The organism is Pseudoxanthobacter sp. M-2 (assembly GCF_046156265.1).
Lineage (GTDB): Bacteria > Pseudomonadota > Alphaproteobacteria > Rhizobiales > Segnochrobactraceae > CAMDHY01.
In genome coordinates this window covers 212,196-225,262 of the sequence record NZ_JAWDIR010000011.1, presented here as the reverse complement: position 1 = coordinate 225,262, position 13,067 = coordinate 212,196, and the positions used below count along the sequence as shown (strand labels likewise).

At 69.7% G+C, this 13,067-nt stretch carries 12 protein-coding genes; 9 read left to right on the top strand and 3 right to left on the bottom strand.

Annotated features, from left to right (window positions below):
• Nucleotides 1–19: 19 nt before the first annotated feature.
• Both ppa and RUR49_RS06080 read right to left on the bottom strand, forming a co-directional pair.
• The gene (ppa, locus tag RUR49_RS06085) at nt 20–562 is read right to left on the bottom strand and encodes an inorganic diphosphatase (protein WP_409145480.1); all 543 of its coding nucleotides are present in this window, start codon (nt 560–562) and stop codon (nt 20–22) included.
• 167 nt (nt 563–729) lie between these two features.
• Nucleotides 730–1,248 (bottom strand): GNAT family N-acetyltransferase, encoded by a 519-nt coding sequence (locus RUR49_RS06080; RefSeq protein ID WP_409145479.1) that lies wholly within the window; start codon nt 1,246–1,248, stop codon nt 730–732.
• 73 nt (nt 1,249–1,321) lie between these two features.
• Between RUR49_RS06080 and RUR49_RS06075 the strand changes: the two genes are divergently transcribed.
• Nucleotides 1,322–2,116: an SDR family NAD(P)-dependent oxidoreductase gene (locus RUR49_RS06075; RefSeq protein WP_409145478.1), complete on the top strand. Its 795-nt coding sequence runs from the start codon at nt 1,322–1,324 to the stop codon at nt 2,114–2,116.
• 104 nt (nt 2,117–2,220) lie between these two features.
• Here the strand turns inward: RUR49_RS06075 and typA are convergent, their stop codons facing one another.
• Entirely contained in the window at nt 2,221–4,044 is a 1,824-nt protein-coding gene (gene typA, locus RUR49_RS06070) for a translational GTPase TypA (RefSeq protein ID WP_409145477.1), read from the bottom strand.
• Between the two features lie 266 nt (nt 4,045–4,310).
• On the opposite strand from typA, the gene RUR49_RS06065 reads away from it, so the two are divergent.
• The 8 genes from RUR49_RS06065 (at nt 4,311) to RUR49_RS06030 (ending at nt 13,025) form a co-directional block, all read left to right on the top strand.
• The gene (locus RUR49_RS06065) at nt 4,311–4,664 is read left to right on the top strand and encodes a ribbon-helix-helix domain-containing protein (RefSeq protein ID WP_409145476.1); all 354 of its coding nucleotides are present in this window, start codon (nt 4,311–4,313) and stop codon (nt 4,662–4,664) included.
• Nucleotides 4,665–4,960: 296 nt separating this feature from the next.
• Nucleotides 4,961–5,356: a VOC family protein gene (locus RUR49_RS06060; RefSeq protein ID WP_409145475.1), complete on the top strand. Its 396-nt coding sequence runs from the start codon at nt 4,961–4,963 to the stop codon at nt 5,354–5,356.
• A 66-nt stretch (nt 5,357–5,422) separates the two neighbouring features.
• Nucleotides 5,423–5,953: a Twin-arginine translocation pathway signal gene (locus RUR49_RS06055; RefSeq protein ID WP_409145474.1), complete on the top strand. Its 531-nt coding sequence runs from the start codon at nt 5,423–5,425 to the stop codon at nt 5,951–5,953.
• Between the two features lie 64 nt (nt 5,954–6,017).
• Nucleotides 6,018–7,589 carry a GMC family oxidoreductase gene (locus RUR49_RS06050; RefSeq protein WP_409145473.1) on the top strand — a complete coding sequence of 524 codons (1,572 nt, stop codon included), beginning with the start codon at nt 6,018–6,020 and terminating at the stop codon, nt 7,587–7,589.
• A 162-nt stretch (nt 7,590–7,751) separates the two neighbouring features.
• Complete coding sequence (locus RUR49_RS06045) at nt 7,752–8,966, top strand: aromatic ring-hydroxylating oxygenase subunit alpha (RefSeq protein WP_409145472.1); 1,215 nt, start codon at nt 7,752–7,754, stop codon at nt 8,964–8,966.
• Nucleotides 8,967–9,012: 46 nt separating this feature from the next.
• Nucleotides 9,013–10,605 (top strand): phytoene desaturase family protein, encoded by a 1,593-nt coding sequence (locus tag RUR49_RS06040; protein ID WP_409145471.1) that lies wholly within the window; start codon nt 9,013–9,015, stop codon nt 10,603–10,605.
• 138 nt (nt 10,606–10,743) lie between these two features.
• Nucleotides 10,744–12,333 carry an ATP-binding protein gene (locus RUR49_RS06035; protein WP_409145470.1) on the top strand — a complete coding sequence of 530 codons (1,590 nt, stop codon included), beginning with the start codon at nt 10,744–10,746 and terminating at the stop codon, nt 12,331–12,333.
• Complete coding sequence (locus RUR49_RS06030; protein ID WP_409145469.1) at nt 12,330–13,025, top strand: response regulator transcription factor; 696 nt, start codon at nt 12,330–12,332, stop codon at nt 13,023–13,025. Before RUR49_RS06035 ends, RUR49_RS06030 begins: the two co-directional genes overlap by 4 nt.
• The last annotated feature ends 42 nt before the right edge of the window (nt 13,026–13,067 follow it).

Sequence of the window (13,067 nt, the reverse complement as noted above, 5' to 3'; positions counted from 1 at the left end):
CCGGCCTGCTTGCCGGCCCCTACTTCCCGGCCTTGGCCGCGTTCGCCCGCTCGATCGCCTCGACGATCATCTGCTCGGCGATGTCGACGCCAGCCCACTTGACGATCTTCACCCACTTGCCGGGCTCGAGATCCTTGTAGTGCTCGAAGAAGTGCTCGATCTGCTTGATCGTGATCTCCGGCATATCCTCGTAGGAGCGCACCTTCTCGTAGCGGAGCGTCAGGTGGTTCGACGGCACGGCGATGACCTTCTCGTCGCCGCCCTTCTCGTCTTCCATGATCAACACGCCGATCGGGCGGCAGTTGATGATGGCGCCGGGGATGATCGCCCGCGTGCTCGCCACCACCACGTCGATCGGGTCGCCGTCGTCCGACAACGTGTGCGGGACGAAGCCGTAATTCCCTGGATAGCGCATCGGCGTGTAGAGGAAGCGGTCGACGACCAGCGCGCCGGCCTCCTTGTCCATCTCGTACTTGATCGGCTCGCCGCCGACGGGCACCTCGACGATGACGTTGATGTCCTTGGGCGGCTTGTTGCCGGTGGCAACGGCGTCGATACGCATCAAAGATCCTCGCCTGAAGTCGGTGTCGGGGTCTGTCGGCGGCACGGCGCCCGGGCGCGTGCGCCGCACAATGGCCGTGCGCGTCTAGCGCACGTTCCGCTACGGGGCAATTCGCCGTCCGGTTCGCCGCCGAGATGTCGCACGCGGGCGGCCGCCGCCGCGCGCCCTCAGCCCCGCGCCGGCGCCCACCCGAAGGCGAGCTTCGGCAGGATGCTCTCGCCGATGCGGTCCATCGAGCGGCCGACGGCGCGGCCGCCGAGCGAGGTGTAGAAGCGCACCGCCGGCTCGTTGTCGGCGAGCGCCCAGACGACGACGCTGCGCCGTCCCTGCGCCGCGAGCTCCTGCTTCGCCGAGGCGAAAAGCGCGCGGCCGAAGCCAAGCCCCTGGTACTCCGGCCGGAGATATATCTCGTAGATCTCGCCGCGGAAGGGCAGCGCCCGCGCCCGGCTCTGGCCGTAGGTGACGTAGCCCGCCACCTCGCGGCCGTGCTCGAGCAGCATCACCGGCACGCGGCGACGGATCGCCCGCTCCCACCAGTTCGGCCCGCGCCGGGCGATCATCCGCTCGAGCTCGGTGCCGGGCAGGATGCCGCGATAGGCGGTGCGCCAGGCGGAATCGTGCACGTCGGCGACCGCGCCCGCATCGTCGGGCGACGCACGTCTGATCGCGAGGGCGCCGGTCTTCATGGGGGAAGATTACGGTGCGTCGCGGCAGCGGGTAAAGAGGCATGGCGATGGGGACCGAAAGCGGGAGATGTCCATGCCGAGCCGCGATGTCGGAACCGCCCTCGTTACCGGTGCCTCGAGCGGCATCGGCCGCGAGATCGCCCGCATTCACGCCGCCCGCGGTGGCGATCTCGTGCTCGTCGCCCGCCGCGCCGACCGGCTTGCGGCTCTCGCGGCCGAACTCGAAGCCGCGCACGGCATCCGCGTGCTGACCGTCCCGCTCGACCTCACCGCCCCCGGGGCCGTCGATACGCTCGCCGAAACCATCGAATCACATGGGCTCGCTGTCGACGTGCTCGTCAACAACGCCGGCTTCGGCGGCGGCGGCGCCTTCGATGCCCGCCCGGCGGGCCTCGACGCGGCGATGGTGCGGCTCAACGCCGAGGTGCCGGTGGCGCTCTGCCGGCGCTTCCTGCCGGCGATGCGGGCGCGCGGCCGTGGCCGCGTCCTCAACGTCGCCTCGATCGTCGCCTTCGCGCCTGGCCCCGGCATGGCCGTCTACGCCGCCTCGAAGGCCTTCCTGCTGTCGTTCTCGGAGGCGCTGTCGGAGGAGCTCGCCGGCTCAGGCGTCACCGTCACCGCCTTCTGCCCGGGCCTCACCGCCACCGAATTCCACAGCGCCGCCGGCTACGTCGCCGACGGCCGCACCATCCCCGGTGGCCACGATGCCCGCATGGTCGCCGAGGCCGGCTACGCCGCGATGCTCGCCGGCCGCCGCATCGCCTTCGCCGAGACGACGACTGCCGTCGCCTCGGTGGTGCCGCGGCTGCTGCCACGCCGCCTCGTCACGGCCCTGGTGGGCTCGATGGTGCGGCGGCGGAAGACCTGACGGGGAAGCTCTGTCCGCGACGCCGCGCGCACCCCTGAAAGCAGAACGGCGGCCACTGGGGCCGCCGTCCAAAGTCTCCGGGTCTTTCCGACAGAAGCCGCAGCTTAGGCCGCGTCGGTTTCCTTGCGGCGGTCGGCGCGCTTGCGCTCGTTCGGGTCGAGCAGCGCCTTGCGCAGGCGGATCGAGTCGGGCGTCACCTCGACGAGCTCGTCGTCCTGGATGTAGGCGAGCGCCTTTTCCAGCGTCATGCGGATCGGCGGCGTCAGCCGCACCGCCTCGTCCTTACCGGCCGAGCGGACGTTGGAGAGCTGCTTGCCCTTCATGACGTTCACTTCGAGGTCGTTCGTCCGCGTGTGCTCGCCGACGATCATGCCCTCGTAGACCTTCCAGCCCGGCTCGATCATCATCGGCCCGCGATCCTCGAGGTTCCACAGGGCGAAGGCGACGGCGACACCGCCACCATTGGAGATCAGCACGCCGTTGGTGCGTCCGGGGATGTCGCCCTTGTGCGGCGCATAGCCGTGGAACAGCCGGTTCATGATGGCCGTGCCGCGGGTGTCCGACAGGAGCTCCGACTGGTAGCCGATCAGCCCGCGCGTCGGCGCGTGGAAGACGAGCCGCATGCGCCCGCCACCCGACGGCCGCATCTCAATCATGTCGGCGCGCCGCTCGGAGAGCTTCGACACCACCGCGCCGGCGTGCTCCTCGTCGACGTCGATGATGACTTCCTCGATCGGCTCGAGCAGCGAGCCGTCCTCGGCCTTCTCGAAGACGACGCGCGGACGGCCGACGGTGAGCTCGAAGCCCTCGCGCCGCATCGTCTCGATCAGGATGGCGAGCTGAAGTTCGCCGCGACCGGCCACCTCGCAGGAATCGCGGTCGGCCCCTTCCGTCACCTTCAGCGCGACGTTGCCCTCCGCCTCGCGGAACAGCCGGTCCTTGATCACGCGGCTCTGCACCTTGTCACCTTCGGTGCCGGCGAGCGGGCCGTCATTGATGCGGAAGGTCATCGACAGCGTCGGCGGATCGATCGGCTGCGCCGCCACCGGGGTCGTTACCGAGGGCTCGCACAGCGTGTCGGCCACCGTCGCCGTCGTCATGCCGGCGATCGCCACGATGTCGCCGGCCTGGGCCTCGTCCACCGGCACGCGCTCGAGGCCGCGGAAGCCGAGCACCTGGGTGATGCGGCCGGTCTCGATCTGCTTGCCGTCGCGCGACAGCGCCTTGATCGCCATGTTCGGCTTCGCCGTGCCCGAGAGCACGCGGCCCGTCAGGATGCGGCCGAGGAAGGGGTTCGATTCGATCGTCGTGGCCAGCAGGCGGAACGGCCCGACGTCCACCGTCGGCGCCGGCACGTGCTTCAGCACGAGGTCGAGCAGCGGGCCGATGTCGACCTGCGGCCCTTCCGGCGATTCCGCCATCCAGCCGTTCTTGGCCGAACCGTAGAGGATCGGGAAGTCGAGCTGCTCGGCGCTCGCGTCCAGGGCCGAGAACAGGTCGAAGATCTCGTTCAGCACCTCGTCCGGACGGCTGTCCGGCTTGTCCACCTTGTTGATGGCGACGATCGGCCGGAGGCCCACCTTGAGGGCCTTCGACAGCACGAACTTCGTCTGCGGCATCGGCCCTTCGGCCGCGTCGACGAGGATGATGGCGCCGTCGACCATGTTGAGGATGCGCTCGACCTCGCCGCCGAAGTCGGCGTGGCCCGGCGTGTCGACGATGTTGATGCGCGCGCCCTTCCAGGCGACCGAGGTCACCTTGGCGAGGATGGTGATGCCGCGCTCACGCTCGAGATCGTTCGAGTCCATCGCGCGCTCCGCGACGCGCTGGTTGTCGCGGAAGGTGCCCGACTGCTGCAGCAGCTTGTCGACCAGCGTGGTCTTGCCGTGGTCGACGTGGGCGATGATGGCGATGTTGCGAATGTCCATGAAAACACCAAAAGGCGGGCCCGGGGATGCGTCGGGTCCGCTGCCTGTTTTGCGGCGCAATATAACCATCGGCGACCGTCGGGCAATGGCCGTGTGGAGCCATTGCCGCAACCAACCGTCGCAGGACGTGCAGCGAGGCGCACAGGGTGCCGCCACGAGACGGATCCGGCCGCCCGTCGTCGTGCTGCGCTGCGGCTTTACAAATGCCGCTGCCGGGCGTGGAATTGGAATAATCCGAAAACGGAAAGCCGAGGGAGGGGAACCCCGTGTGCCGCATCTTCGCCGGTCAGGATCCGGCCTCCTATGAAGGCCAGACGCGCTCGATCCGCCTCAATGGCCACTCCACCTCGATCCGCCTCGAGGCCGCCTTCTGGGCGATGCTCGAGGAGATCGCCGCGAGCCAGGGCATGAGCGTCGCCCGCTTCGCCTCTACCCTGCACGACGAGGTGCTGGAACTGCACGGCGAGGTCTCGAACTTCGCCTCGCTGCTCCGCTGCACCTGCCTCGTCTACGCGACCGAGCTGCGGACGCGGCCCGCCTGTTCGGGTGAGGCTGCGCCGGCCCACACGGCCGCGAGCGGCTCACCCCGCTCCATGCCGGCGCTCGTCGCCGCCGAATAGCCGACGACGCCCGACGGCGCCGCCGTTCCGCCCGAGCAAAGATCGGCCGGCATCGTCTCCGGCCCTGTAGTAGCGACCTACCACCCGCCCCCCGCCGCGCTCGGCTACCGTTTTCGGACGATGCCGGAGCGGGGACCAGGATGCGGCTGCGGGTGAGGACTTCGGGCACCGACCGGTCGGCCACGGCCTGCCGGCGCGTCGCGGCGCGCCGGTCGCCGGCCGCCGTCCTCCGATCGCATCCGCCCGGCGCCGCCGGGCTCGTTCCGTCGTTCCAGTAGCAGAGGAGTCCGCCGCCGATGGCCAAGGCGATCCATTCGATGATCCGGGTGTTCGAAGAGGCCCGCTCGGTCGAGTTCTACGACAAGGCATTCGGGCTGAAGGTCGCGGACCGCTTCGACTTCGGCGGCTTCGTGCTGATCTACCTGCGCAGCCCCGATGCCGACTTCGAAGTCGAGCTCACCGTCAACAAGGACCGTTCCGAGCCGTACCAGCTCGGTGACGGCTACGGCCACATCGCCTTTGTCGTCGACGACCTCGACGCCGAGCACGCCCGCTTCGAGCGCCTCGGCCTGTCGCCGAAGCCGGTGAAGGAGATGGGCTTCGAAGGCAAACCCCTCGCCAAGTTCTTCTTCGTCGACGATCCCGACGGCTACAAGATCGAAGTCCTGCAGCGGCGCGGCCGCTACACCTGAGCCAGCGCAGTACAAAAGATAATAAAACAAAAGAAAATATCCGAGGAAACCGAGGAGGAACACGAGATGGAGACGCAGACACGGCCGCGGCTGTCGCGGCGTGATCTCTTGAAGTCGTTCGGCGCGGCGGCGGTGGTGGTGAGCTCCGGCGTGCTCGTCCATCCCGGCGAGGGCTGGGCGGTGGAGGCGACGGCCCTGAAGCCGGAGACGATGCGCACGCTCGTCAAGATGGCGCGCGACGTCTACCCGCACGACCAGGTGCCGGACCGCTTCTACGCCGTGGCGATGAAGTCGTTCGACACCCAGGCGGCGAGCGACGCCGCCTTCAAGGCAATGGTGGAGGACGGCGTCGTCGCCCTCGACACGCTGGCGAACGCCAAGCAGGGCGTCGCCTATGTCGACGTCGGCTGGGAGGCCGACCGCGTCGCGCTGCTGCGCGAGATCGAGGACGGGACCTTCTTCCAGAAGGTGCGCGGCAACCTCGTCACCGGCCTCTACAACAACGAGGAGGTGTGGCCGATCTTCGGCTACGAGGGCGAATCCGCCGGCAAGGGCGGCTACATCGACCGCGGCTTCGACGACATCGCCTGGCTCTGACGCCGGCGCGTCCGTCCCCTCCCCGTCTCACGCAACGAACCAGAAATTCCCCGGAGGAAGCCCCATGGCAGCCCCATTCTCGCAGGACGACGACAGCGTCGTCGTCATCGTCGGCTCCGGTGCCGGCGGCGGCACGCTCGGCACCGACCTCGCCCGCCAGGGCATCAAGACCGTCATCCTCGAGGCCGGCAAGCGCGTCGAGATGGACGATTTCGTCAACAACGAGTGGCAGAGCTTCGTCGACATCTCCTGGCTCGACCCGCGCACCACCTCGGGCAGCTGGCGGGTGGCGAAGGACTTTCCCGGCCTGCCGGCGTGGATCGTCAAGGCGGTCGGCGGCTCCACCATCCACTGGGCGGGCGCGTCGCTGCGCCTGCAGCCGCACGAGTTCCAGGCGCTCACCACCTACGGCCACGTGCCGGGCGCCAACCTGCTCGACTGGCCGATCACCCGCGAGGAACTCGACCCCTACTACGCCCGCGCCGAGGACCGCATGGGCGTGACGCGCACCAACGGCATCGCGGGCCTGCCTGGCAACAACAACTACAAGGTCTTCGCCAAGGGCGCCGAGACGGTCGGCTACAAGGACTTCTCCACCGGCCGCATGGCGATCAACTCCGCCGAGCGTGACGGCCGCGGCGCCTGCCAGCAGATCGGCTTCTGCTTCCAGGGCTGCAAGTCGGGGGCGAAGTGGTCGACGCTGATCGCCGAGATCCCGAAGGGGGAGGCGACCGGCAATCTCGAGGTGCGGCCCGAGAGCCAGGTGCTGAAGATCGAGCACGACGCCTCCGGCAAGGTCACCGCCGTCGTCTATGCCGATGCGAACGGTGTCGAGCAGCGCCAGAAGGCCCGCGTCGTCTGCGTCGCCGGAAACTCCATCGAGAGCCCGCGGCTCTTGCTGAACTCCGCTTCGTCGATGTTCCCCGACGGACTCGCCAACTCCTCCGGCCAGGTCGGGCGCAACTACATGCGCCACCTCACCGGCTCGGTCTACGGCGTCTTCGAGAAGCCGGTGCACATGTACCGCGGCACGACGATGGCCGGCATCATCTCCGACGAGGTGCGCAACGACCCGAGCCGCGGCTTCGTCGGCGGCTACGAGATGGAGACCCTGGCGCTCGGCCTGCCCTTCATGGCCGCCTTCCTCGATCCCGGCGCCTGGGGACGCGACTTCACCTCGGCGCTCGACGGCTACTCGCGCATGGCCGGCATGTGGATCGTCGGCGAGGACATGCCGCAGGAGACGAACGCCATCACCCTGCACCCGACGGAGAAGGACAAGTTCGGCCTGCCGGTGCCGAACGTGAACTTCGACGACCACCCGAACGACATCGCCATGCGCGACCACGCCTACAAGGCCGGCCGCGCGGTCTACGAGGCCGTCGGGGCGACGCGCACCTTCCCGACGCCGCCCTACCCCTCGACGCACAATCTCGGCACCAACCGGATGAGCGAGAAGCCGCGCGACGGCGTCGTCAACAAGTGGGGCCAGTCCCACGACATCCCCAACCTCTTCGTCTCCGACGGCAGCCAGTTCACCACCGGCGGCGCCGAGAACCCGACGCTGACGATCGTGGCGCTCGCCACCCGCCAGGCCGAGTACATCGCCGACCAGATGGGCAAGAACGCCATCTGAGGCCCGGCACCATCTGAGGCCCCGGGGCGTGGCGGCACACCGCCGCCACGCCCCTCCCCTTTCCCGTTGCCTCGATTGACCCCCTCCCCCGGCGTTTGCTATACATTTGTATAGTTACAGCTCGGCTGCACCGGCGGGTTCGCCGCGGCGGGAGGAATCGTCATGACGGAAGCGGCGTTCGCGCGGACCCTGTCGCGTCACGGGGCGGGATCCAACACCGGGATTGCTGCCTCCGACGACACCAGCCTGCCGGCCTGGCTCTATACCGACGACGAGTTCTTCGAGGTCGAGAAGGAGGCTGTGTTCCGCCCCTCCTGGCAGGTGGTCTGCCATCTGAACGACATCCCGAAGGTCGGCGACTTCCACACCTTCGACTTCCTCGGCGAGATGATCGTCGTGGTGCGCGGCGAGGACGACCGCATCCGCGGCTTCCACAATGTCTGCCGCCACCGCGCCGCCCGCATCGTCGACGGCCCCTCCGGCAACTGCGGCGGCCGCCTCAACTGCCCCTATCACGCCTGGAGCTACGGCCTCGACGGCAAGCTCCTCGGCATTCCCCAGCGGGCGAGCTTCGAGGGCATGGACCCGGCGAAGCACGGGCTCGCGCCGGTCGAGCTCGAAGTCTTCTTCGGCTTCATCTTCGTCCGGCTGGAGGGCGGCGGCCCGAGCGTCGCCGAGATGATGAAGCCCTATGCCCACGAGCTCGAGCCCTACCGGATGGAGGAACTCGTGCCGTTCGGCCGCGTGACGCTGCGCCCGCGCACCGTCAACTGGAAGAACGTCGCGGACAACTATTCCGACGGCCTGCACATCACCGTCGCCCATCCCGGCCTGACGCGGCTGTTCGGCAAGGGCTACGGCATCGAGGCGGAGGACTGGGTCGACAAGATGTGGGGGCAGCTGCGCGACCAGCCGTCGAGCAACCGCTCCGAGCGCGCCTACCAGCGTTTCATGCCCGACGTCGCCCACCTGCCGGCGGAGCGCAAGCGGCTGTGGACCTACTTCAAGCTCTGGCCGAACGTCGCCTTTGACATCTACCCGGACCAGATCGACTTCATGCAGTTCATCCCGATCTCGCCGACCGAGACGATGATCCGCGAGATCGCCTATGCGCTCCCCGACGAGCGCCGCGAGATGAAGGCGGTGCGCTATCTCAACTGGCGCATCAACCGGCAGGTCAATGCCGAGGACACCGACCTCATCAACCGCGTCCAGGCCGGCATGGGCTCGTCGAGCTACACCGTCGGCCCGCTCGGCTCCGGCGAGGTCTGCCTCAAGAACTTCACCCGCAAGATGCGGGCGCTGATCCCCGAGACGCGCCTCGACCGCAAGCCGGCGCGGGGCTGGAGCATGCATCGGGCAGCCGTGCTCGGCTGATCCTCTCGACGTTTTCGGCGACACTCTCGGGACAGGTGGGCGGTCCATGACCGACGCGGTGATCATCGGCGGCGGCCACAACGGGCTCGTCTGCGCCTACTACCTCGCCTCCGCCGGCCTGAAGGTGACGGTGCTGGAGCGCCGCGGCGTCGTCGGCGGCGCGGCGGTGACCGAGGAGTTCCACCCCGGCTTCCGCAACTCGGTCGCCGCCTACACGGTGTCGCTCCTCAACCCCAAGGTCATCCGCGACCTCGACCTTTCCCGCCACGGCCTCAAGGTCGTCGAGCGGCGGATGTCGAACTTCCTGCCGCTCGAAGACGGCGGCCACTTCTGCGTCGGCCCCGGCCGCACGAAGGCGGAGGTCGCCCGCTTCTCGGCGAAGGACGCCGCCCGCCTCGACGCGTATGGCGAGCGGCTCGACATCGTCGCCGACCTCCTGCGCGACCTCGTGCTGGAAACGCCGCCGAACGTGGTGGAAGGCGGCTGGCTGTCGGCGCTGCCGGAGCTGATCAAGGCGGGCAAGATCGGCAACCGCATGCGCGGGCTCGACCTCACGATGCGCCGCGAGCTCCTGGAGATCTTCACCAAGTCCGCCGGCGACTATCTCGACGGCTGGTTCGAGAGCGCCCCCATCAAGGCGGCCCTCGGCTTCGACGGCGTCGTCGGCGCCTATGCGAGCCCCTACACCCCCGGCACCGCCTACGTGCTCCTCCACCACTGCTTCGGCGAGGTGAACGGCAAGAAGGGCGTCTGGGGCCACGCCATCGGCGGCATGGGGGCGATCACCCAGGCGATGGCGCGGGCCTGCGCCGAGAAGGGCGTCGACATCCGCGTCGATGCCGGCGTCCGCGAGGTGATCGTCGAGAAGGGCCGCGCCGTCGGCGCCGTGCTGTCGGACGGCACGAGCATCCGCGCGCCGATCGTCGTCTCCAACCTCAACCCGACGCTGACCTTCGGCAAGCTGGTCGATCCCGCCGTGCTGCCGGAGGATTTCCGCCGCCGCATCAGCGGCTGGCGCAACGGCTCCGGCACCTTCCGCATGAACGTCGCGCTGTCGGAGCTGCCGAGCTTCGCCTGCCTGCCGGGGCGGACGGTGGCCGACCACCACACCGCCGGCATCATCATGGCGCCGAGCCTCGCCTACATGGACCGCGCCTACCTCGACGCCCGCACCCACGGCTGGTCGAAGGCGCCGATCGTCGAGATGCTGATCCCCTCGACGCTCGACGACGGCCTCGCTCCGCCGGGCCAGCACGTCGCCAGCCTGTTCTGCCAGCACGTCGCGCCGCAGCTCCCCAACGGAGCCTCGTGGGACGACCACCGCGACGAGGTCGCCGACCTGATGATCGCCACCGTCGACCAGGCGGCGCCGGGCTTCGCGGCCTCGGTGCTCGGCCGGCAGATCATGAGCCCGCTCGAGCTCGAGCGCACCTTCGGGCTCGTCGGCGGTGACATCTTCCACGGCCAGCTCGGCCTCGACCAGATCTTCTCCGCCCGCCCCGTGCTCGGCAATGCCGACTACCGGGCGCCGCTGCCCGGCCTCTACATGTGCGGCTCCGGTACCCATCCGGGCGGCGGCGTCACCGGCGCACCCGGTCACAACGCCGCCCGCGAGATCCTGCGCGACCGCAAGCGCTGAGGTCCGTCGCCGCCGCATCCGATCGCCGATCGGCGCTCGCCTTCGTGGCGATTGCACGCTAGAGGCGTTCGGGAGCGTCGCCGCGGCGGCGCCGTCCGCCGAGCGACGGGGTGCCCTCCTGCCCGCGACCTTGCCCCCATGACCGTGCGCGCGCGCATCTTCGCCTTCGAGGCGATCGTCGTCGTCGGCGCGGTGCTGATGGTGGCGGTGATGGTGTTCACGCTGCGCATCACCGACGACTTCGTCGAGCGCATCGACGGCGTGCATCGCCGCTTCGAGGCGATCGCCATGCTGGACGGCCACGCCAACAACTACGCCGAGCAGATCGCCGAGGTGCTGCTGCTCGGCTCCGAGCAGATGGCCGACTTCGAGCAGGCGCGCCGGCAGATGGACGAGGCGTTCGCGCTGCTCGCCGAGGTGACGCGGGCGGAGGTCTCGACCTTCAACAGCGTCGAGGAGGTGCGTCGCGAGCTCTCCGACGTCGAGGAACTGGCGACGCTGCGCGAGCTCTACCGCGCGATCGACCGGGCGGCCGAGCAGGTGTTCGGGCTGAAGGCGGAAGGCCGCATGGACGCCGCCGTCGAGGTCTTCCGCCGCGACGTCGAGTACCGCCTCGCCAACGACTTCGAGAACCAGATCGAGGCGGCGCTGCAGGACGAGCGCGACGAGGTGGCGGGCGAGCTCGCCGACGTCCGCCGCATGCAGAACCGGCTGTTCATCGGCGCGGGCGTCTTCTCGGCGATCGCGCTGATCGCCGGCGGCGCGCTCGGCTGGGTGCTGAGCCGCTCGATCGTCGGCCCGGTCGGGCGGCTCGCCGCCGGTGCCGCGGCTGTCGCCCGCGGCGAGCTCGACCACCGCGTCGCCGTCACCGGCAACAACGAGTTCACGGCGCTGGCCAGGAGCTTCAACGAGATGGCCCGCGCGCTGGAGGCTCAGCGCGCCGGCCTCGTCGCCGCGCGCGACCGGCTGGAGGCGGAGGTCGAGCAGCGCACCGGCGAGCTCCGCCGCGCCAACGAGAAGCTCACCGACATCGACCGTCGCCGCGCCCGCTTCCTCGCCGACGTCAGCCACGAACTGCGCACGCCGCTCACCATCCTGCGCGGCGAGGCGGAAGTGGCGCTGCGCGGCAGCGCCGACGCGCATGCCTATCAGGAGACGCTGAGGCGCATCCAGATGCTCGCCGTCGACATGGGGCGCCTCCTCGGCGACCTTCTCGCCTTCGCCGGCTCCGAGGACGGGGACCTGCCGCTGGCGCGCCAGCCGGTCGATGTCGGCGGCCTCCTCGTGCTCGCCGGCGAGGAAGGGCGCACGCTCGCCGACCCGCGCGCCATCGCCATCGACGTCGAGCCACCAGGGGTTCCTATTGTCGTCGAAGCCGACCCGCAGCGCCTCAAGCAGGTTCTCCTCATCGGCATCGACAACGCGGTGAAGTACGCCCCCGAGGGCTCCACCGTGACGCTGGCGGCGCGGGCGGCCGACGTGGGCGTCGAGATCACCGTCACCGACGAGGGCGAGGGCGTGCCGGAGGCGGAGCGGCCTTTCGTCTTCGAGCGCTTCTACCGCGGCGAGGACGGCGAAGGTCGCGCCGTCGCCGGCCTCGGCATCGGCCTGTCGATCGCCAAGACGCTGGTCGAGCGCCATGGTGGCCGTCTGACGCTCGAGGACGGGGCGCCACGCGGCGCGGTGCTGAGGATCGTGCTGCCGGCAGCCGGCGGGAGGGTGGCGTGAGGATCCTGCTCGTCGAGGACGACCGCCGCATCGTCGAGTTCCTGAAGCGCGGGCTCGTCGCCGAGGGCTTCCAGGTGGCGGTGGCCGAGGACGGGCGGGCGGCGCTGTCGCGCATCCGCACCGAGAGCTTCGAGCTCGTCATCCTCGACCGCATGCTGCCCTATGTGGACGGCCTCGAGGTCTGCCGGCTGGTGCGCGCCGAGCGCCGGCCGGTGCTGATCCTGATGCTCACCGCCAAGCACGAGTTGCAGGACAAGGTCGAGGGCCTGCTCGGCGGCGCCGACGACTACCTGACGAAGCCCTTCGCTTTCGACGAACTGCTCGCCCGCATCGCCGCGCTGCGCCGGCGGCTGCCCGGCGAGGCGGCGGGCGACGGGGTGCTGCGCGTCGGCCCGCTCGAGCTCGACCCGGCGACGCACCGCGCCACCCGCGACGGCCGCGAGCTCGCCCTCACCGTGCGCGAGTTCGGCCTGCTGCAGTACCTGATGCAGCACGCCGACAAGGTGGTGAGCCGGCAGCGACTGCTGAACAGCGTCTGGGAATACAGCTTCGAGCCCGGCACCAAGGTGGTCGACGTCTACATCCGCTACCTGCGCAAGAAGATCGACACCGAGGGCGGCTCGCTGATCCGCACCGTGCGCGGCGTCGGCTACCAGCTCACCGCCACGCCGGCGCCCCTCGACGAGGCCTGAGGCCCGGGCACGCGAGACCGGGGCGGAAACCATCCCAGCGCC

Excerpts from the sequence above, each read along its gene's own strand:
- RUR49_RS06050 (WP_409145473.1), top strand. The coding sequence starts at position 6,018 with ATGGCAGCCCCATTCTCGCAGGACGACGACAGCGTCGTCGTCATCGTC.
- RUR49_RS06080 (WP_409145479.1), bottom strand. The coding sequence starts at position 1,248 with ATGAAGACCGGCGCCCTCGCGATCAGACGTGCGTCGCCCGACGATGCG.
- RUR49_RS06060 (WP_409145475.1), top strand. The coding sequence starts at position 4,961 with ATGGCCAAGGCGATCCATTCGATGATCCGGGTGTTCGAAGAGGCCCGC.
- RUR49_RS06055 (WP_409145474.1), top strand. The coding sequence starts at position 5,423 with ATGGAGACGCAGACACGGCCGCGGCTGTCGCGGCGTGATCTCTTGAAG.
- RUR49_RS06045 (WP_409145472.1), top strand. The coding sequence starts at position 7,752 with ATGACGGAAGCGGCGTTCGCGCGGACCCTGTCGCGTCACGGGGCGGGA.
- RUR49_RS06035 (WP_409145470.1), top strand. The coding sequence starts at position 10,744 with ATGACCGTGCGCGCGCGCATCTTCGCCTTCGAGGCGATCGTCGTCGTC.
- typA (WP_409145477.1), bottom strand. The coding sequence starts at position 4,044 with ATGGACATTCGCAACATCGCCATCATCGCCCACGTCGACCACGGCAAG.
- RUR49_RS06040 (WP_409145471.1), top strand. The coding sequence starts at position 9,013 with ATGACCGACGCGGTGATCATCGGCGGCGGCCACAACGGGCTCGTCTGC.
- RUR49_RS06075 (WP_409145478.1), top strand. The coding sequence starts at position 1,322 with ATGCCGAGCCGCGATGTCGGAACCGCCCTCGTTACCGGTGCCTCGAGC.
- ppa (WP_409145480.1), bottom strand. The coding sequence starts at position 562 with ATGCGTATCGACGCCGTTGCCACCGGCAACAAGCCGCCCAAGGACATC.